Raw genomic sequence first — 19,092 nt, forward strand, 5'->3', positions numbered from 1 at the left:
GCGGGGCCTTTCGCGGCGGGTGGTGCGGGCCCGAAGCGCGAGTTCATTTCTCGCTGCTACAACCTGATCCTCCGCTCGACGCTGGCCGCGAAGTTCAGTGATGCGCAGTGCGGCTTCAAGGCCATCCGCGCCGACGTCGCGCGCGAGCTGCTGCCGCACGTCGAGGACACCGGCTGGTTCTTCGACGCGGAGCCGGCGAGCTACCGCGTGCCGAAACACGGCGGCGGCGTGCTCGCGCTCGGCGGGGTCGGCGATGGAGCCGACGAGTTCCTGGATGCTCACCCGGCCGTCCACTCGAAGGTGTTGTCGAGGACCAGGAGGCCGTACGCCACAAGGACGACGATGAGGTCCCGCACGGTCATCGAGCCCGTTGCCTTGAAGGTGCGGGGGCCGAGGTCCAGGAGGCGGCCGCTGGCGTTGAAACAGGTCTGGGCGAGGGTCGCGGCAGCGCTCTTCATACCTCCGAGATCTGCGAGGCAGAGCCGCCGTGCTCACTCCGTCCGGTCGTCCGGGCTCCAGGCGATGTCGACGCGGGCAGGGTCGAGGATCTTCGATCGTGACGCAGTGGGGCTCACCCATACTGCGTCAATCTCCGCCTACAGGAGGAGCCGCTGGGCGTCCGTGTCGGCGACGGCGAACGTCTCGCCCGTCTCCTCTACGACGTACATGACGGCGGGCGCGTCAGCGGTCTTGGGTTCGGTTCGGCGCTGCTGAGCGCGGCCAGGCGGCGACCAGTGAGCCGATTCGCTTGCGATGGCCTGCCGGTCACGCTTGTCGGGACGGAGTTGGTCGACGTTCCTGGTCGGGTGTCTCCGCGATCCCGGATCTTCGTCGCACAACGCGGCTCCATTTGACGTGACCTGGTCGCGGACGTGCTCAGCTTGGCCGGAGCATCGAAACGTCATTGCCACGTGTGCTCCGTGCGGGTGGACCTGGGCGCTCTCGCGGTGTTGCGAGCCTGGGGCGCGACACACTGACTGCCGTGGCAGAGAGGGCAGATGCTCGGGATGATGCTGGTTGTGGAGTATCGATCCCGGCAGCGGAGACGGACCCGGTCCACCACGTGTCGCTGACTGGGTCAGCTGACCTGCGAGCAAGTAGAGCTGAACCCAGGGTGCCGCGGCAGCTGCCGCTGGCGATCAAGGATTTCACCGGCCGTGCTGAGCACATCGCGACGCTGGACGCGCTGCTGCCTGCGGAGGACGAAGGCATCGGTACGGGCGCGGTGGTGATTTCGGCGGTGGACGGTACGGCGGGGATCGGCAAGACCACGTTGGCGGTGTGGTGGGCGCATCGGGTCCAGGGCCGGTTTCCCGACGGCACGTTGCATGCGAACCTGCGTGGCTACGGGGCCGGCGACCCGGCTAGGCCCGGCGAGGTGCTGGAGGGATTCCTGCGGGTACTGGGTCTACGGGCCGAGCAGATTCCGATGGGAGTCGAGGCGCAGGCGGGGATGTTTCGGTCACTGCTGGCCGGTCGGCGGATGCTGATCGTGCTGGACAACGCCAACCACGCCGACCAAGTCCGTCCGTTGTTGCCGGGCACGCCGGGGTGTGTCGTCGTGGTGACCAGCCGGGAGAGCCTGACCGGGCTGGTGGTGACCGAGGCAGCGACCCGGCTGACCCTCGATCTGCTGTCGGAGGTTGAAGCCGTGGAGCTGGTGACCAGCATCCTCGGCCCGGTCCGTGCCGCCGCCGAACCGGACGCGATCCGGGAACTGGTGCGGTACTGCGCCCGGTTGCCGCTGGCGTTGCGGATCGCCGCCGGCCAGGCCACGAACCCGCGTGTCACCGTAGGCGATGTGGTCGGCGAACTCTCCGATGAGCGGCTTCGTCTGGACACCCTGAGCCAGGACGCGGATGAACGGGCGGCGGTGCGAGCAGTGTTCGACTGGTCCTATCGACGTCTGCCCGCCGAACCGGCGCGGGTGTTCCGTCGCCTCGGCCTGCATCCCGGCGAGGAGTTCAGCGTAGAAGCCGCTGCTGCAGTGGCCGAGCTCGATCTGCCCGGAGCGAGGCGGGTGCTCGCAGCTTTGGCGGCAGCGCACATGATCGAACCGGCGGCCGGACACCGCCGCTACCGATTCCACGACCTGCTGCGCGCCTACGCCGCTGACCGCGCCGAGCACGACGATGCTCCAGCTGAGCGGGAGCGCGCCCGAACAGCGCTGCTGACCTGGTATGCCCACCATGCCAAGACCGCACTGGGGATCCTCTTCCCAGCACATCGTGACTGGGACCCCGCGCTACGCTTGGCCACGCACGCGCGCCCGGAGATCGAGCTCCGCGGATGTGAAGAGACGTGGGCGTGGACCGACCTCGAGGTCGACAACTTGGTCGCCGCCACCCGAGCCGCCGATCAGCACGACGAGATGCCCCTCACCCTCCTCCTCGTCACGACCACCGCGATGATCTTGCACCGTCGGGGACGTTGGGACGACCTGTTCGACCTGTACTCACGGGCTCTCGCAGCAGCCCGGCGCAGTGGCGACCGCCGCGCCGGACTCGAGACCCTGATCAATCTGGGCGAAACGTTTCAGCTGCTCGGCCAGTGGCAAGACGCCGACGGCGTACTGCAGACCGCATTGAATATGGCTCGCGAACTCAAGGACCCATGGCGGGAGGCAACGGCGCTCCTGCAACTCGGCAATGGGTGCACAGCGCAGCGGCAATACACCCAAGCGCGGAACTACCTGTTGGCAGCCTTACCCCTGACACCAGGTGCCCAGCATGGACGAATAGAAGCACAGACTGAGGTGGTGTTGAGCCGTGTCTTCTTCGGACTGGGCGACTACCAGGAGGCCCTCCGCCACGCCCGCCGCTGCCTTGCTCTCAGCCGACAAGCCGGCGATCATGAAGGTCAAGTCCACAGTCTGTGCGGCATGGCGAAAATCCACCACCGCCTGGGAGAACATCAGAGAGCGATCGAGCAGTGTGAGCAAGCCCTTGGCGTCGCTTCACTCCAGTTCTTCCCAACATTGGTCGCCGACACCCTCGACACGCTCGGCATCGTGCTACAGGCTACCGGAGATACTGCACGGGCTATTGACTGCTGGCGCGAAGCCCTGCGCATCTACGACGACTGCAACCCCGAAGCCGGCAAGTACGTGCGTGAGCGAATCCACGCCCTGGAGGACGAAAGCAGTATGCCCCCCGAAGAATAAAAAGAAGATCACCGACTTCAGTCGTAGATTGGGAGCTTGAGCAAGGGGACGCTTGATCGATATCCTCGCTAATTCAGTGGAGTGTTCGATTCTGTCGATTATTACGTGCCTGTCGCGAACTCCCGCCTTATCTTCGGCACGTCCGCACTGCCCCCTGGAACGAGGGCGGGCGCTTGCCGGAGACTTTTACCTTCCGCCGCTCGCGCTCGCCAGCGGTCCCGCGCGGTCGCCGCGGAAGAGGTCTTGACGGATGGCCCGCTGTACTGTGACCAGACTCGGCACGTCCAGGTGGACGGTGCTCGAGCGCGTCGGCCGCGACGGTGCTGCTGTCACGACGTCGCTGCGGCTGAGTCAACCACCTAGGTCGCGCTCGGCGTTGCAATCGGGCTGCATCACCGATAGGCGACCGCGCGGCCCGGCGAATTCCAGCCCACTTCAAGGCGACATACCAGCGGTCAAGACGCATTCGGCGGGATGTGCACATTCCTCAGATCACTCGTATGAGTGAAACTCTGCGTGGAAAAGTGGCTGCCTGTATCGTCGTCGCGACGGTGCAGCCAGTCATGGCCGCGCAGGGGCGGACCGTTGGCGTTCAGTCTTGACTGCGTCGTGCTCGCGCAGCTCGACGTACCCGACGTCGCTGCGGTGGACGCGCAGCTGAATGACCTGCTGCGGCCCGGTGGTGAGCGTGTCGAGCCCGCCGCCGAATGCGAAGCCCGCGACTCCAGCGGCACCATCAGGGTCGTGGTCGACGTCCAGCGCAAGCTGGTCGACGTCGGCATCCAGCCCAGTTGGGAATCCCGGATTCCGGCCGCACGCCTCGCCGGGGTGCTGATCGGGACATCGATAACGTCCCGTGCGACCACGATCCCGTCCCTGATGATGTAGCACTCGACGATGTGCTCGCCGCGGAAGCTGGTCCGCTCGTGTTGAGCGTTGCCGGCACAGTTGGGTGAGATAATCTGCCCGCGGATGTTGTCCCGACGCTCGGCCTCGTCTCCGCGGTTCAGCACCTTCCACTTCACTCATACGGGCAGGAGACGCTGCACTCGGTGATAGTGAAGTCGAGCCCCTTGTTCGGGAGTAGCAAGGTCTTGTTCTTGAGCATGTCCCGGAGTGATGCCGGTCGCCATCCGTTCTGCGTGACCTTGCAGTCGATCTTGAGCGACTCGTTGATGTCGACGGGGTACTGGCTCTCGATGAACTGCTCGGTGTCCCTGAACGAGCGGGCGGACTCGGTGACCTGCAGCGGAACCGCCGACCCGAATATCTCTCGCCATTTCCTGTTCGCGGAGGCCTTGCCCTCGTTGGCGATGGCCTCGAGGCAGCGGTTGTATGCCTTCTTCGCCTTCGGCTGGAACCGCTTCTTCACGTTCACCTGCTGGTTGCTGCCCAGCGCGAGATAGTAGTCCTTGTCCGGCTCGTCCATGAGAAACTCGAAGAAGTCCCTGACCATGAGATCGAACCAGAGGCTTCCCTTGTCGTCATACTCGGACGTGGTCGAGAAGAACCGGTGGACGAGCGTGTCGATGAGCGGGCCACCCATGACCACGCCGTTCGTGTCCTTCCACGCCCGGGCCATCCGCGCGAGGTGGCGCATGTTCGTCGATGTGCGGTCGTTGCAGTCCTTCGTCGCAGTGATCTCTGCGCGCGGTTTGGTGACCTTCCGGTCCTTGGCCTTCGTGTCGGGGTAGTCGGAGCTGCCGTCGCTGTTCTCGAATGCCGGCTGCACCTCGAACTTGAACTTGTTGGTCGTGAACTGCACACGCACGACGCACTGGTCGACGCGTATGTCGGTGTTCGGGTATCGGGCGGTCAGATCGTCCCGGACACGGTTGAGCATCCTCCGCGGACCTGTCTCGCTGCTGTAGCTCGAGCGGAGGCTGGCCGGGAGGATGTAGATCATGTCCAGGTCCGAGACCCCCGCGGATCGCAGTGTGCCGGCCGTAGGAGCCGACCATGAGCCGATGCGCCGTGGAGCCCTCGACCGACCGGAAGTCCTTGTTCAACGCCTTCGTGATCTGGTCGCGGCGTGCGGCGATGGTGGTGCTGGCGTCGCCGACCTTGAGGTTTTCGAGCAGGGTGTCAAAGATCTCGTCCACCGTCATCGTCCGGCCTCGCCTTCATTGAGACGGAGCGCCTCTGGGAGAAACAGGTCGATCTCGCGGGAGGTGAAGGTCAGCTCCTCGTTGTTCTTGAGCCCGTCCTGCGCCCGGCCGTAAGCCTTGGACGTGGTCCGGGGCGCGTCGGCGTAAGCCGCACGTGTGGCCTCCTGGAGCTCGTCGCGGCGCGCGCGAGCGTCCGCCGGCATGGTCGCGCCGGACATCAGGTCGGCGATCAGCGACAGGTATGACTCGCGTACGTCCTACAGCCGCGAGGCGATCTTGCGGTGGGCCTCGGACTCCTCGCTGGACTTGAAGCTCTTGGAGGCGAGGCTCAGCGCGCTGACGATGAGGGCGATGAACGAGGTCGCGAGGCTGGTCAGGACCTGGTTGCCCAGCATGCCGAGCACGGACGCGAGGAACGTGCCGGTGCTGACAGCCGTGAAGGCGACCAGCGCACCCTGCTGCCACCTGTATCGCCGGAAGCAGATATCCGCTTGCTTCTCGTGGGTCTTGTGGTGTAGACCACCCGGCCGAACGCCTCGCGGACCTGTGCGAGCAGGTATTCCTCTCGCTCCGACTTAGCTGCTGGCTCCGTCGCCACTTCTCCTCCGCTCCGGCCAGGACGCCGTCACCCCCGCTACCGTCGTCTCGGGCTCCCCAGGGGACACGGAGCGGCCGCCGAGCTACCCGCCCGTCCGAGGCCCCGGATCCGGCGAAAAAGTAGACCGCAAATAGACCGCGACTGGCCGCCAGTCACCGGTTTCAGCCGTACACAACCGGACTCCCGGACTGGATCGCCGCTCCAAACAAGCCTGCTCAGAGGCCTGTTTCCGCAGGTCAGAGGTGGTGCCCCCGGCGCGGTTCACGCAGCAACCTCACGGGGTCAAAGGTGCCGTGAGCTGCAGATTTGCGGTTCGGTCGAGGTCGAGCGACGTCGTCGAGGTGGTGCCTCATGACGTCGTCGAAGGCGAACAGTGAGACGTTGTCACTCTGGGTGCAGTGCGTGTGCACGAGCTTGGTGGCGCTGGGGGCGGCGTATGCGTCGTACCGGCACGGTCGTGATTTTGCGCTGCGGTTCGGTGCCGACGAGTCGACCGCCGCGATCTGGCCGTTGATCGTGGATGGGTTATTGACAACGGCGACGGTCGAGCTGTGGAAGCCGAGTGATGGCCGCCGGTGGATTGCGTGGACGGCGTTTGGCTTCGGCATCTCGCTCTCGTTGTGTGCGAACATCGGCTCGGCGCCGCGGCTGACGGTGTTCTCGATCGTGGTAGCAGCTTGCCCGCCCCTTGCCCTGCTCCTGGCGGTGGAGTTGCTGAACCGAGCGTTGAAGCGGCATCGACGTAGCGGGCGGCGGCCGGATGAAGGCCCGCATGATCGTGGTCAGAATGAGCTCGCCGATCGTCCTCGGTCCTCAACTGGCTTCGTCGAGGCGGATTCCGAGCTGGCGGCGTTGTGCGAGGAGTCTGCTGAGGAGCGGATGTGGGCGTACTACCTGGAGGAGCAATCGGCGGGTCGAACTCCGACAGGTGCGGATCTTGATCGGGTCGCCGGCACGAACAACTACGGGCGGCGGGTCTTACGGCAGTGGCGTACCAGTGGTCGCGGCCCGGACGGAAGTGCAGTCTCCGCGCTTATGGCGGGTCGCCGCCCGCCAGCAATTGCGAAGGAGACCGCAGAGGAGGGCAGGGCAGAGCTGCAACCCGCTATTTAAGAGTGGTGATCTTGAGGTTTCGGATGGTGTCGAGTGATGCCGGATCAGATCGCTTTCCTCGGTCGCCGGTCGCGACGGTGCCGACCCGTGTCGCGGTCTGCCGCCGCGTCCGTGCGCTCTCGGGCTCCCCGCGGGCTCGCAACTGCCAGGTCGTGTCGGCTGGTCCGAACCCTTTTTCAAGGGCACTTGGTGGGGCGGCAGGGCGCGTTGGGCATGTCGCCGAGTTCGCGAGCACGGCGGTGCGATCGTGAGGCGGCTCAAGGAGTGGTTTGCTCAAGACCTTGCTCTGTCCGTCCAGTGTGCCTGTACCGGTCTGGTCGCCTTCGGCGCGGCGTATGCCTCGTATCGCGTTGGACGCGAGTTCGCACTCCGCTTCGGCGCAGACGCGGTGACAGCGTCGATCTGGCCGCTGCTGGTCGATGGCCTGTTGACGATCGCGGCGGTCGAGTCCCCTGCTGGTGTGGTGGCGGCTGTGGGCGTCGACGAATTCCAGGGTCGTCATGTGGTCGCTGGACAGGAAGGCCCCTTCGATCGCGCTTGCGTCGCCTTCGTGGGCGATGCGCGTCGACAGCTGCTGGCCCAGATACTGCGCGAGGCCGATTTCGAAGCCCAGCTCGTGGGCGACCTCGGGGTACCTCGTGTGGAGCGCGATGGCCAGCTGGTAGGCCGTGGCCTACGGGCGGCCGAGGTAGTGGCCCGGCGGCTCGGGGGTCACCTCACGCAGGACGTCGAGGATCTTCTCCAGCACCGACAGCCGGTTCCACACATTCGGTACAGCCGTCCCTTCCGCGTCCGATCGGACGCGGAAGGGACGGCTGTACCGTTACTCGCACGTGTACGGCTGGACGTGCAGCAGCCACAGCACGCCGACGGTGACGCCGAGCAGCACAACCACTATCCGAGAGCCAGGGTCGTCCGGTGTATGTCGGTGAGCTGAGCGGTTGCGTGGGCGCCGAGGGGCTGCCGTTGCTTCCGGCGGAGGTCTTGCTCACGATGGGCGGGGTCGCCCTGGCGGGGCGTTGCCTCACGCTTGATCGAGCACGTCGTGGCGCCGCAGCCGCGCCGTTACGCTCAGGCCGTCCTACCGTCTTTGGGAGCCGTCTTCGACCGGTGGCCGGTCGACGATCGCGTCGTCGGCGTTGTCGACGTCTTGAGCGGCGTGACACCGGCCGGCTGCGCCATGCGCCCGGCGCCCCCACCTCTCGTGATCAGGAATATGGCAAGGACATCCCGTCGGGAACGGCAAGCGTGATCTGGTTAAGTTGGGCCTCATCAGCGATCGGAGGGACGCATGGAGATCCGCATTCTCGGGCGCCCCGGGCTGCTCGACGACTCGGGCCGACCCGTGAAGCTTCCTCAGAAGGTCATGACGATACTCTCTGTGCTGGTGGTTCACCTGGATAGACGGGTGCGAACGGACGACATCATCGCCTGGGTTTGGGATGAGGCCCCCGGGCGGACAACCGTCTACCGCTACATTTCGACGCTCCGGAAAACTTTGACCGAGGTATCGGGTGGGAGCGCCGAACTTCACCGGTTAATGGGTTACCAAATGTTGACCTTGCCTGATAACCGAGTCGTCGACCACCAGCGGTTCTTGGCTCACCTAGCAGCCGCGCAGGGGGAGATCGACGACGAGCTTGCCCTGAACCACCTCGCCGCTGCTCTCGGGGAAGTCGAGGGTCAGCCTCTCGAAGGACTGCAAGGTCAGCATCTTAGTAGACTTCGTCAACGCCTCGTTGTAGACGTTCGACAGGCGCAATCGCAGCAGGCCAGACGACTGCTCGCAGTGGGGCGGCCTGGCGAGGCCGCAGAGAAACTCGACATGCAGTTGCTTCTCCCGGGGCCTGTAGACCACGGCCTCCTGCTGCTCTGGGTCGAAGCAATGGTCGCCGCGGGCCGCCGTGCAGAGGTTGCCGAAGGTGTTGAACACCGCCTCGGGGGTCGCCCGTTGGGTGCGGACCTCGCCGACCAGCTTCGGCGGGTTTTGGCGGCACCGATCGAGAAGGCGGGCCAGATCCTCGGCGTTAACGAAGACCGTCGGCGGTGGGAGGTGGTCTTCGAACCCGAACAGGTCCTGCGTGAGAACCCCGCACCCTGCGAGCTTCTGCAGGCTGAGTATCACGTTGTCGACTTCGATCGTCCTGACAACGCACTCCAGCACCTGGGCGCCTGGCTGGACGATCCCGTGCCGGTGAGCGTGCGCGTGCTGACCGGGCCGAGCGGGGGAGGGAAGACCCGGCTCGGCATCGAATTGGTTCGCCGGGCTCAGGAGCAGGGATGGCGCGCAGGGTTCGTCCGGGCAGGTGTCGAGTCTGGCCTGCTGGCGCGAGCGGTGACTGAATCTGGTCCGTTGCTGTTGGTTGTCGACTACGCTGAAGCGCGTACCGGGCAGATTCTCGCAGTGGTGACCGCGATCGGTGCTCAGCGGGGACGTGGAGGCAACTTCCGCCTCCTGTTACTGGCGCGGGCGGTCGGGCCATGGCTGAAAACGCTCCGTCGCGAGACGGCCCCGGGCCTCCTCGACGTTCTGGGACGGATGGCTGTCGAACCGGTCGCGCCGTTACCGACCGGCGCCCGCCTGCAGCAGTTCCACCGCGCAACTACCGCGTTCCTCCCGAAGGTAAGTTCTGCGGACCCCGATGCAGTAGTCGTACCCCCGGATCTCGACGACGATCGGTACGATCGGTTCCTGGATGTCCATGCGGCGGCGTTGGCAGCGGTTCTGGACACGGTGGCTGCGGAACCGACGTCTGTGGCAGATGCTCCGCTCGAGCGCATAAAGGTCCATGAGGAGCGCTACTGGTTGGCGTCCGCCGAAGCCCGAGGTCTCTTCAGTCGTCACCGGGGCCGGATCGCTGAACCAAAGATTGGCTGGCCAGGTAGACGCAGCGCTCCTGAGTCGAGCGGTAACGCTTCTGTCTTGTGGCACGACATGGGGGAGCGGGTCAGAGGGTGGCCGGGGAGGGAAGTTTCGGTGTCGGCGCGGCGTGCACTGTCGATCGGGGTGGCTCGTTTCGAGCATCATGAACCACTGGACTTCGCTCCTGAGCTTGTGCGGGAATTCAGCGACGTCCTGGCCAAAGTCAACTACGACGTAGACAAGCATCCCGCGGAATCACTTGACGGCCGACAACTGGGCGAGCTGGTCGACGAGGTGCTGACAGCAGGGCAGTCGGATGATCTGATCATTGTGCACATCGTGTCCCATGGCGAGCTCACCGATGGCGACGCCACAGTGTTCGCACTCGGCTCCGAGGGAGCGCGTCACGCCGATAACAGTATTGCACATTGGCTGACGATGCAGCAGCAACCTGGGCGACCGACGGCTCTGTTCTTGCTCGATCTGTGCTCGGCTGGGACGGTGGCCAGGCTGCCGTGGCAAACCAGGCTCGAAGGGGCGCCCCGAGCTTGGGTTATCGCTGCTTGCAGTCCGAACGAGACGGCGTACGACGGCAGGTTCTCGCAGGCGACGATCGCCGTTCTGTGTGCGTTGGCCGCCGGTGAGCTTGACGTCGATCCCAGCCTAGAGTACGTGCCGCTCCACATTGTCGCTCGCGCGATCCGTCAGGAGGTCAACCGGCTCGCTGCCGAGGCCGACGCGTACGACCAGCAAGTGACCGCGAGCCTCGTAGACCTCAGCGCAGACGTAGAGCCTCCGTTCTTCGCGAATCCGGCTTACAGTCCCCATCCCCGGCTGCGGCTGCGAGCTGCTGTTGAACCTGCGGTGTTGCCGTTTCTGGACGACCTCGACGAGGGGCTCGACGCGCGACACTTTCTCGACCGTGCAACGGGCCTTGGTGGGCTCGCCGGCAGCGCCGCCGACTTCGTGGGGTGCTTCACCGGCCGGGACCAGGAGCTGCGGCGGATCTCGCCGTGGCTCAATGGGCATGGCAATGGATCGCTGTACGTGGTCACGGGTAGCCCAGGCTCGGGAAAGTCGGCGCTGCTTGGTGTTCTCGTCTGTGCGGCGCACCCAGCGCTGCGTGATGCCACCGAGGCGATTTGGAATCGCGTCGCGCAGGCACCGCTCCCGATCACCTCGCTTGCTGCAGTGCATGCCCGTCAGCGCGGGCTCGCTGCGATCGTCGCGACCATCGCGCGTCAGCTCAGCCTGCCGGAGGGCATGGGGCCCGCCGAACTGGTCACCAAGCTGCGGGGGACACATTCGACCGTGATCGTGGTCGACGCACTCGACGAGGCTGACGATCCGACAAGGATCATGTCCGAGCTCCTGTTGCCTCTCACGCAAGAGGGTGAGCCTGGCAGTCCCGTCCGGCTGCTGGTCGGTGTGCGAGACTACGAACAGTTCGTGCCGTTGTTCGAGCGTGCCGTTGTGGTCGACTTGGACGACGTCGACCAGGACGTCCTGGAAAACGACTTGCACGTCTACATAACCGGACTGTTGCGTGCTACGCGAGCGTACCGTCCTCACGGCGCTGTGGTCGGTGCTTTCGCTCACGCGGCTGCCGGCGCATTGGCCGCTCCGGACGAGACTGAGCGCCGTCGGTGGGGCCCATTTCTGGTGGCGGGTCTGTACACGCGCCATCTGGTCGCTTCAGACGACGTCATCACCGACGCGACTCGGGCAGCGGAGCTGGGCGCGTGTGTCCCGCTCGACCTGCCGGGCGTACTCGAGCTCGATCTGTCTGTGCAACGCGATCAGCCGTGGCTGGCCGTGGTTCTACTCGCGCTGGCGCACGCGCGTGGTGCGGGAATGCCGGTCTCGGTGCTGGCGCGGGTCGTGCCGGCTCTCCGGCCGCAAGAGCCGGTTCCGACCGTAGCGGAGATTCGTGCCGCTTTGACGGCGGGAAAATTCTACATCCGCCAATCGCTGGACGACGATCACAGCAATATCTACCGGTTGTTTCACCAAGGCCTTGCGGACACTCTGCTGGGACAGGGGGGACACGAAGATGCGTGCCGGCTGTTCGATGCGTTGCTGTATTCACTCGGCCCATCCGAGTACCGCGACTGGGATGCGGCTGAGCCGTACTTGCTCCGGCACATCACCGAACACGCTCGGGAAGCGGGCTGTGAATCCGAAGTCCTTGATGACCCGGGGCTGCTGCTGAACCCACGGTATTTCGAGGTGCTTGGTGACAATCAGTTCTCCGGCGTCAGATCGCCGGCCGAACTCGCGCTTGCCGCTGTCCGCGCCGGCCGGCCAGAGTTGGCCCGACGCGCGGCCAACCTGCGTAATCGGCCACCACTGACGTGGCAGCCTCAATGGTCCATCGGCACGCAGGGGGAGTCGCCCGGCAGTGAGCCGGGACTTAAGGGTGCAGTTACGGCCGCCGCCATTTCGCCCTCTGGAACATCTCTGGTGACGGTCGGGCCAGCGGGGTTGCGCACGTGGGTCTGGCCTCTCGACGAGAAACCGGTGTTGAGCAGCGTGGCCCCGACCTTAGTTGGGAACTTGGTTACGATGTCCCCGACAGGCGGGGACTTCCTGGTGGCGGCCGGCGCCAATCTCGAGTGGTGGCGAGAGGGTATCTGGCATTCTGCTTATGTTGATGCGCGAGTTGTTGTCACATCAGTGACGTTCGATGGGTTTTATATCTGCGTCACGGAAAAAGGTCAATTCATTCGCATTGGGGTCAAGGGGCCTGAGAAAATCCTCGAGGTCGAAGGCGGTCTGGGATCGGACTGGGACGTTGCCGTGTCCGGAAGCGTTTCAGCAGCTGTTTGTTTGCTAGCTGACGGGCAGGCGCGGCTGATCGATTTCGGACGCTCTGGCCGTAGCTCATACTCTCTCGCCGGCCGTGCTCGGTCTGTGGCTCTCGGCTCCGATGGAGCCAGCGTTGCCCTGGGGACTGCGGACGGGAAAGTCGGCACCCTGCGCTGGGGTGAGACTGGCGTTGCCAACTACGCCCGTGTCATAAGAGGTGCAGTGACTGCACTTGCGTTCAGCGACGATTGCAGCCTCCTGGCGGCCGGGAGCGACATCGGCGAGGTCACCGTGATCGACATGGCGCAAAACATAGTGTGGACTGGGCGGCTGTCCAAGGTTGCGATTACAGATCTTGCAGTTGCCGCGCCGTACGGTCGAGTCGTTGCCGTGGACGAGGACGGTGCTGCTTACCTTTCCGCCCAGAACGAGTCTTGGCGGCTGTCGGCGGGGTCTCCTCCTGCGGTTCGTCCGGTTGATGGGGGTCCGTTTGACTCAGGATCGGAAAATCGGCAATTTGTCACTACTTTCGCGACGACATCTCCTACGGGGGGTAATCAGGTTTTTGTGGGATACGCGGATGGACAGTGGAGGATGGTCGATCCTGGCGGTCGCACGCGGCGTTTGAAGTCGAGTGCCGTTCGGTTCGATAGTGCGATCGAAGAGATTATTCCGACTGTGGTGGGAGGAAAGGCTGCATTCCTCATCACCACGGAGAACGGTGTCTGGCTGCAGAGCCGGCGTTCCGATGATTCGGTCGAATTGGACCCGAGTTCTGCATTCGTGGAGGACGTCAAGCGTGGCAGCCGTCCTTCGGCCGATCTCGTAGTGGGCGACCAACTCGTCCATATCACAGCAGGTCGTGACGCTGTGCTGATCACAGGTCCGGACGGCGGCACACAAACTGTCGGCGACCACCGCGGCGTGAGGGCTATCCACTGTACCTATGTCGACAGTCGGCCGGTGGTGTTCAGCGGTGGTTCGGACGGGCAAGTCCGGGTCTGGGACCTGGTGAAACGCGAACTGTCGGACGTCATCGAAATCGGACGACCGATCTGGAAGATCAGTACTTTGGCTGGCCCTCGGCTGCTAGTCGGTGCCGGCGGGGAACTGCTCCAATTCGCCTATCGTGCGCGGGGGACGGCATGACATCAGTGCTCGGAGTGCACGGGATCGGCAACTTCGGCTACCTACGTAGAGGGGGATCCGTACAGGGCGCTGCTGAATTGCTGTCGGCCGAGTGGGGCGCCCAGCTCGCCGGTGTTCCGTCAGCTGACGACTTCGACGTCACGGTGGCGTTCTATGCTCACTGCCTGCACCGCGGTACCTCGCAGGGGGAGGCCGGCGATCCGTCGGCCTTGGAGCCGGGGGCACAGCAGCTGTTAGTCGACTGGGTAGACCTACTCCGGCCGGGAATGACGAACCCACAAGGCCCTCGGACCGCGCGAGCACGGCAAGCTGCCGAATGGCTGACACGCACTTTCGGTCGTTCCTCACGCGTCTTCGCCATCGCTTTCTGCCGTGAAGTGCACACCTATCTGGCCAGCCCCGGTTCACCCCGTCGTGAGGCCGCCCGGCGGGTGGTCGCGGACGCGATTGCCGAGCACCGGCCCGACGTGATCGTCGCTCACTCGCTCGGCAGCGTGGTCGCTTACGAGGCTCTGTGGGCCCACCCCGAGCACGATGTCGAATTGCTGGTCACCATCGGAAGCCCGCTTGCCATGGCTGGGGTGGTGGCGCCGAGGCTGATCCCGGCAACGGACATCGGAGGTCGTCCACCACGCGTGCGACGCTGGCGCAATGCCGCAGACGTCGGCGACATCATCGCGATTCCGCGTTCTGGTCTTCGGGATCGGTTCGCCGGGGTAGAGGACGACACCGAAGTCGTCATCGGTTCATGGGATTTCCACACGGCCGGTGCGTACCTGCGTACAAAAGAGGTCGTCAACCTAATCCGCAGCGTCTCCGGATAGTTCTCCAGGCTTCGGCAACCGGCGCGATCTTGGCCGTCGAGTAGGAGGGGCACCGCTGGCTCGGTCCCGGCTGGTTGTGATCGGCGAGGTCACCCGTGGGCGCGACGTCAACGACGTCGTCGAGCTGGACGTCGTGCGCGTCGAGTCCTCCGGCTAATCCCGGGCGACCTCAGCGGTGTGCGCGGGGATGTAGCGCTCGCCCCGCACCTGGTCGCTCAGCGGGTCCAGCGCGGCCAGCGCGTCGGCGTCCAGGGTGAGTTGCAGCGCGGCCGCGTTCTGCTCCAGCTCGGCCGGGCTGCGGGTGCCCGGAACGGCCGCCACCGCCACCGCCACCCCGAGCCGCTCGGCCTGGGCGTACACCCAGGCCAGCGCCACCTGGGCCGGGGTGGCACCCAGCCGGTCGGCCACCTCGCGCACGGTCTGCGCGATCTTCTCGTTGGCCTCGCCCGCCTCGCCGGCGAAGCGGGGGTTGGTGCGCCGGAAGTCCTTCTCGCCCAGCGTGGAGCGGTCCAGGGTGCCGGTCAGGAACCCCCGCCCCAGCGGCGAGTACGGCACCAGCCCGACCCCCAGCTCGGCCAGCACCGGGGTGACCGCCTCGACGTCGCGGGTGCAGAGCGAGTACTCGCTCTGCACCGCGGTGATCGGGTGCACCGCGTGCGCCCGGCGCAGCAGCTCGCCGTCGACCTCGGACGGGCCCAGGTGGCGGACCTTGCCCGCCTCGACCAGCTCGGCCATCGCCCCGACGGTCTCCTCGATCTCCACGTCCTGGGGCGGGCGGTGGGCGTAGTACAGGTCGATCACGTCGACGCCCAGCCGCAGCAGCGAGGCGTCGCAGGCACGCAGCACGTAATCGCGGGCACCGCGGATGCGGCGTGCCCGGTCGCCGGTGCTGCGGTCGATGCCGAACTTGGTGGCCAGCTGCACCTGGTCGCGGCGGCCGTTGATGGCCCGGCCCACCAGCACCTCGTTGTGCCCGGTGCCGTAGGCGTCGGCGGTGTTCAGGAACGTGATGCCCAGCTCCAGGGCCAGGTCGATGGTGGCAGGCCCGCCGTCCCAGTCGGCGGCCGCCGCCTGCTCGTCGCGCGTTGCCAGACCCGCCTGATCGCCCACGTCGCCGCCGAGATGGGCATCTCGCGTCAATGCGCATCCAAGCGGATCAACCGCTGGCGCCGCCATGGCGAGACCGGTCTCCTCGACCATCCGAGCGTCCCGCACCACCAGCCCACCGCCACCCCTGCGCAGGTGGTGGCCCGGATCGAGCAGCTGCGCCGGCAACGCAAGTACTCCGCTCGCCGGATCGCGACCGAGCTGGCTGCCGAGGGCATCACCATCTCGGTGCGGACTGTGGGCCGGCACCTGCTGCAGCTGGGCCTGAATCGGCGCCGGTTCCTCGATCCGACCGGCGTCAGTAACCGGGCACCTCGGCGGATCATCGCGCGCTGGCCAGGGCACATGGTCCACCTCGATGTGAAGAAGACCGGTCAGATCCCCGACGGAGGTGGCTGGCGGATCCACGGCAAAGGCAGTGACCAGGACAAACGCGTCGCGCGCGGCAAAACCCGCGGTCAGCGGGCCGCTACTTCTACCTGCACTCCGCCGTCGACGGTTCTCACGCCTGGCCTACACCGAGGCCCCTGTCTGATGAGAAGGCCCGGACCGCGATCGGGTTCGTCGACCGGGCCCGGGCGTTCTTCGCCCGCCACGGCATCACCCACATCTACCGCATCGTCACCGACAACGGCTCCTGCTACCGCGCCAAAGACCACCGTCCTACGCCGAGCCCGCCACCAGCGCATCAACCCCTTACACCCCACGCCACAACGGCAGAGTGGAACGCTACAACCGGATCCTGGCCGAAGAACCAACCAAGCGTTGGAGCAGCACGCTGGCGTGACCTATATCCGACGAGTTGATCGTGCACACACTGTCGGTCGATATTGTCAGGGGTCGACCGCCCTGTAGTGGTTCTGGGGTTCAAGGCCGCTGAACAGCGGAAATCTGAGACAATCGCGTTTATTGCCGGGGTGGGGAGACGGCGGTTGTGCTCATTTCAAGATCAGGTGCAGTTTCCCGTCGCGTCGACATACAACCCATGTGTCCAGGTCGGCGGCGGAGAGCGGTTCCGCCACCGCATCTCAGATCGTTCTTACCGTGGAGGAAACCCGCCGATGACGACAGAGGAGGAGCCGGCAGGCAGTGCCGGTTTGGACCGGCCCGGTCGGCCGCGGCTGCGGAAGATCGTCTCCGGCCTCGCGCCCGATCGTCGGGAAAAGGTCTTCGACCTGCAGGAACTTTTGCTCGCCGTGGTGCCTGATGTGGATGGGGACCGCCCGGAGACGTGGGAAGGTTTCGACGAGTCGGCAGCCCTGGTCGACCACGATGTACGGCTTCTGTGCGCGCTGCAGGCCGAGGGATTCCACGGGACGCTCTGGACCGAGCTCTCCAATCGGCTGGCGCGTTACGGCGTCGCGGTAGTGAAGGCCTGGATCCACAGCGGGGAAATCTACAAAAGGGCGAAGCTGAAACGGCGAGCTGTCGAACGGGCGAGGCCGCCCCTGAACGCGGACGAGGCCATCGCCGTGGCCATGGACACGGTGGCGGAAGGCGTTGAGCTGTTCAAAAAGAAGGGGCTCGAGCAGCACGAATGGAATCCCGCCGGAGGCGCCCGTCTGTCGACCTATTTCATCGGCAGTTGCGTGCTGTGCTTCCCCAACGTCCACCGCGGGCAGTTGACGCAGCGCTCACGCAGCGACCAAGACGTGTTCGTGTCCGACTTCGACCTGGAATTCGGCGCGTCGGCGACGCAGTCGGCCGAAGATGAGGTGGTTGGCATGCTCGGGATCGTCGACACCCTGCGCGGAGGCCGGCGAGGTCGCCGAAGCGGGTATCCCGACGATGTGGTGAATCTCGTCGTGCTCTACCACATGGAGGACTACAAGTCAGCCGAGATCGCCGAGTTGATCAGCTCTGAATCCGCCAAGTACACCTCGAGCACCGTGCGGAAGATCCTGGCCGAGTACCGCAAGCAGGCAGCCAAGGAACGGCGTGAAGGAGATCGGGCATGAGTGACGAGACCATCGCCATGATCGACGCGAAGACGGCCGAGAAGCTGGTCAACCGCTCGTCGGTCGGGACCCGAGGCGTGCGCAGCCTTGCCGCTCGATGCGATTCCATCACTGCGGCTGCGGTGCTCGACCGCGCCGAGGGAGCGACGTCGGCCGCAAGTTCCGTCTCCGATGTTCGCGATTATCGGACTCCGGAGTCATTGCCGCGGCCCAGCGGACGGCTCACCGAGGAGGACCTGGACCCCCTCGTCAAGGGCGCGGGCGACGGCAACCCCGCCGCCATCCACAACCTGCTCCAGATGATCGAGCCGGTCGTGGTGCGGTACTGCCGGGCGCGGATGGGGGGCCGCGACCTCACCTACCTGTCGGCCGACGACGTCGCCCAGGAGGTCTGCGTCGCGGTGTTGAAGGCCCTTCCGGATTATCAGGGCCGCGGGGGCTCCTTCCTCTACCTGGTGCACGCGATCGCGGCCAACAAGGTCGCCGACGCCTACCGCGCCGTCGCCCGCGACCGCTCCGAGCCCGTCCCAGAGCTCCCCGAGCGTCCGCTGGTCGCCGGCAACGAGCCCGAGAGCCACGCGCTGCACCTCGACCTCGGTGCCCGCCTCGGCCGGCTGCTCGCCGCCCTGCCCCGGGTGCAGCAGGAGATCCTGACCCTGCGCATCGCCGTCGGCTTCTCGGCGACCGAAACCGCCGAAGCGCTCGGAATCTCCGCGGGGAACGTGCGCGTGACGCAGCACCGCGCCCTGACCCGGCTGCGCGGGATGATCCGCGCCGAGGAGTTCTGAGCTCATGGAGATGTGGAGTGGCCTCAGGCCTGACTGGCCGGTCATGTCGAAAGGGTCGCCGGGGCGTGTCCTCGCGTCGAAGTGCCGTGGTGAAGTGTGAACCCTCAGCAAGGAGATCAAGTGCTCAACGAACAGCATGGCCAGGGCGGCCGTCGCTTCACCGCCTCAGGTCTCATCGCCGCGCTTCCACGGCCCGGCGGTTCCGTCGGCAGCCCCCTGCCGTGGGGTGACCTGGTTCGTGCGGTGCCATGGCTGTTGATCGTGTTTATCGGGATGATCGCCAAGTGGTCGGTGACCGAAATTACGGGTCTGCTCGGGTTGCTGGTCGGCTGTTCCGCGCTGCCGGGTGGCGGAGCCACGGACACGTCCGGTCTTCGCGGCTGAGACGGAACGGGGTTCACTCGCGAGGCGTGCTCGCTGTAGCGGCGGAACCGGTCTGGTCGCCGCGAAGGGTTCGTCCGGTCCACCCGACGACTTGGCGAGCGGACAGGTTCCGGACGCTCGTTTCGGACCCGACGCATGCTGGTTTCCGAGTGCCGGATCACCGGCGCTGCCGTCAACGTCGAACATACGGAGTGACCGTTGGCGTAGTGACTGACCGGAGGTAAGCCGG

11 protein-coding genes and 5 pseudogenes are annotated in these 19,092 nt (G+C 65.7%); 11 read left to right on the forward strand and 5 right to left on the reverse strand.

The features are described 5' to 3' along the window. Nucleotides 1-27 precede the first annotated feature (27 nt). The 3 genes and pseudogenes from A3CE_RS55710 to A3CE_RS59060 all read left to right on the forward strand — a co-directional run. Nucleotides 28-192: pseudogene (locus A3CE_RS55710) on the forward strand (glycosyltransferase family 2 protein); the annotation flags it as partial. 922 nt (nucleotides 193-1,114) lie between these two features. After that, nucleotides 1,115-3,163, forward strand: a complete 2,049-nt coding sequence (locus A3CE_RS52730) for an ATP-binding protein (RefSeq protein ID WP_020646539.1) — start codon at nucleotides 1,115-1,117, stop codon at nucleotides 3,161-3,163. Between the two features lie 585 nt (nucleotides 3,164-3,748). Continuing rightward, complete coding sequence (locus tag A3CE_RS59060; RefSeq protein ID WP_245589856.1) at nucleotides 3,749-4,051, forward strand: hypothetical protein; 303 nt, start codon at nucleotides 3,749-3,751, stop codon at nucleotides 4,049-4,051. 2 nt (nucleotides 4,052-4,053) lie between these two features. Here A3CE_RS59060 and A3CE_RS60075 read toward each other — a convergent pair. The 4 genes and pseudogenes from A3CE_RS60075 to A3CE_RS59065 form a co-directional block, all read right to left on the reverse strand. Further along, nucleotides 4,054-4,188: pseudogene (locus A3CE_RS60075) on the reverse strand (nucleotide-binding domain-containing protein); the annotation flags it as partial. Further along, nucleotides 4,185-5,132 (reverse strand): SMODS domain-containing nucleotidyltransferase, encoded by a 948-nt coding sequence (locus A3CE_RS58180; protein ID WP_312024837.1) that lies wholly within the window; start codon nucleotides 5,130-5,132, stop codon nucleotides 4,185-4,187. The gene A3CE_RS58180 and the pseudogene A3CE_RS60075, both read right to left, overlap by 4 nt. Nucleotides 5,133-5,145: 13 nt before the next feature. Then, nucleotides 5,146-5,271: pseudogene (locus A3CE_RS60020) on the reverse strand (hypothetical protein); the annotation flags it as partial. After that, nucleotides 5,268-5,831 (reverse strand): annotated as a pseudogene (locus A3CE_RS59065) (SLATT domain-containing protein). The pseudogenes A3CE_RS59065 and A3CE_RS60020, both read right to left, overlap by 4 nt. Nucleotides 5,832-6,220: 389 nt before the next feature. On the opposite strand from A3CE_RS59065, the gene A3CE_RS52745 reads away from it, so the two are divergent. The 4 genes from A3CE_RS52745 (at nucleotide 6,221) to A3CE_RS57055 (ending at nucleotide 14,626) form a co-directional block, all read left to right on the forward strand. Further along, a complete protein-coding gene (locus tag A3CE_RS52745; RefSeq protein WP_020646544.1) occupies nucleotides 6,221-6,982 on the forward strand; it encodes a DUF2637 domain-containing protein in 762 nt (253 codons plus the stop codon). Nucleotides 6,983-7,229: 247 nt separating this feature from the next. Next, nucleotides 7,230-7,919, forward strand: coding sequence for a DUF2637 domain-containing protein (locus A3CE_RS59070; protein ID WP_020646545.1), 690 nt, complete (start codon nucleotides 7,230-7,232; stop codon nucleotides 7,917-7,919). A gap of 354 nt (nucleotides 7,920-8,273) precedes the next feature. Then, nucleotides 8,274-13,802 (forward strand): AAA family ATPase, encoded by a 5,529-nt coding sequence (locus A3CE_RS0144245; RefSeq protein ID WP_084641987.1) that lies wholly within the window; start codon nucleotides 8,274-8,276, stop codon nucleotides 13,800-13,802. Then, a complete protein-coding gene (locus A3CE_RS57055; RefSeq protein WP_125592173.1) occupies nucleotides 13,799-14,626 on the forward strand; it encodes a hypothetical protein in 828 nt (275 codons plus the stop codon). The genes A3CE_RS0144245 and A3CE_RS57055 overlap by 4 nt, the downstream gene beginning before the upstream one ends. Before the next feature lie 153 nt (nucleotides 14,627-14,779). On the opposite strand, the gene A3CE_RS0144260 is transcribed toward A3CE_RS57055, so the two are convergent. Next, nucleotides 14,780-15,766 (reverse strand): aldo/keto reductase, encoded by a 987-nt coding sequence (locus A3CE_RS0144260; protein WP_245589698.1) that lies wholly within the window; start codon nucleotides 15,764-15,766, stop codon nucleotides 14,780-14,782. On the opposite strand from A3CE_RS0144260, the pseudogene A3CE_RS55730 reads away from it, so the two are divergent. The 4 genes and pseudogenes from A3CE_RS55730 to A3CE_RS0144275 all read left to right on the forward strand — a co-directional run. Continuing rightward, a pseudogene (locus tag A3CE_RS55730) lies at nucleotides 15,698-16,508 on the forward strand (helix-turn-helix domain-containing protein); the annotation flags it as partial. The gene A3CE_RS0144260 and the pseudogene A3CE_RS55730 sit on opposite strands and share 69 nt — an antisense overlap. 286 nt (nucleotides 16,509-16,794) lie before the next feature. Then, complete coding sequence (locus A3CE_RS0144265) at nucleotides 16,795-17,691, forward strand: hypothetical protein (RefSeq protein WP_026469449.1); 897 nt, start codon at nucleotides 16,795-16,797, stop codon at nucleotides 17,689-17,691. Beyond that, the gene (gene shbA / locus A3CE_RS0144270) at nucleotides 17,688-18,479 is read left to right on the forward strand and encodes an RNA polymerase sigma factor ShbA (RefSeq protein WP_020646552.1); all 792 of its coding nucleotides are present in this window, start codon (nucleotides 17,688-17,690) and stop codon (nucleotides 18,477-18,479) included. The genes A3CE_RS0144265 and shbA overlap by 4 nt, the downstream gene beginning before the upstream one ends. A gap of 120 nt (nucleotides 18,480-18,599) precedes the next feature. Continuing rightward, nucleotides 18,600-18,863 (forward strand): hypothetical protein, encoded by a 264-nt coding sequence (locus A3CE_RS0144275; protein WP_020646553.1) that lies wholly within the window; start codon nucleotides 18,600-18,602, stop codon nucleotides 18,861-18,863. The last annotated feature ends 229 nt before the right edge of the window (nucleotides 18,864-19,092 follow it).

The organism is Amycolatopsis balhimycina FH 1894, from assembly GCF_000384295.1.
Taxonomy (GTDB): domain Bacteria; phylum Actinomycetota; class Actinomycetes; order Mycobacteriales; family Pseudonocardiaceae; genus Amycolatopsis; species Amycolatopsis balhimycina.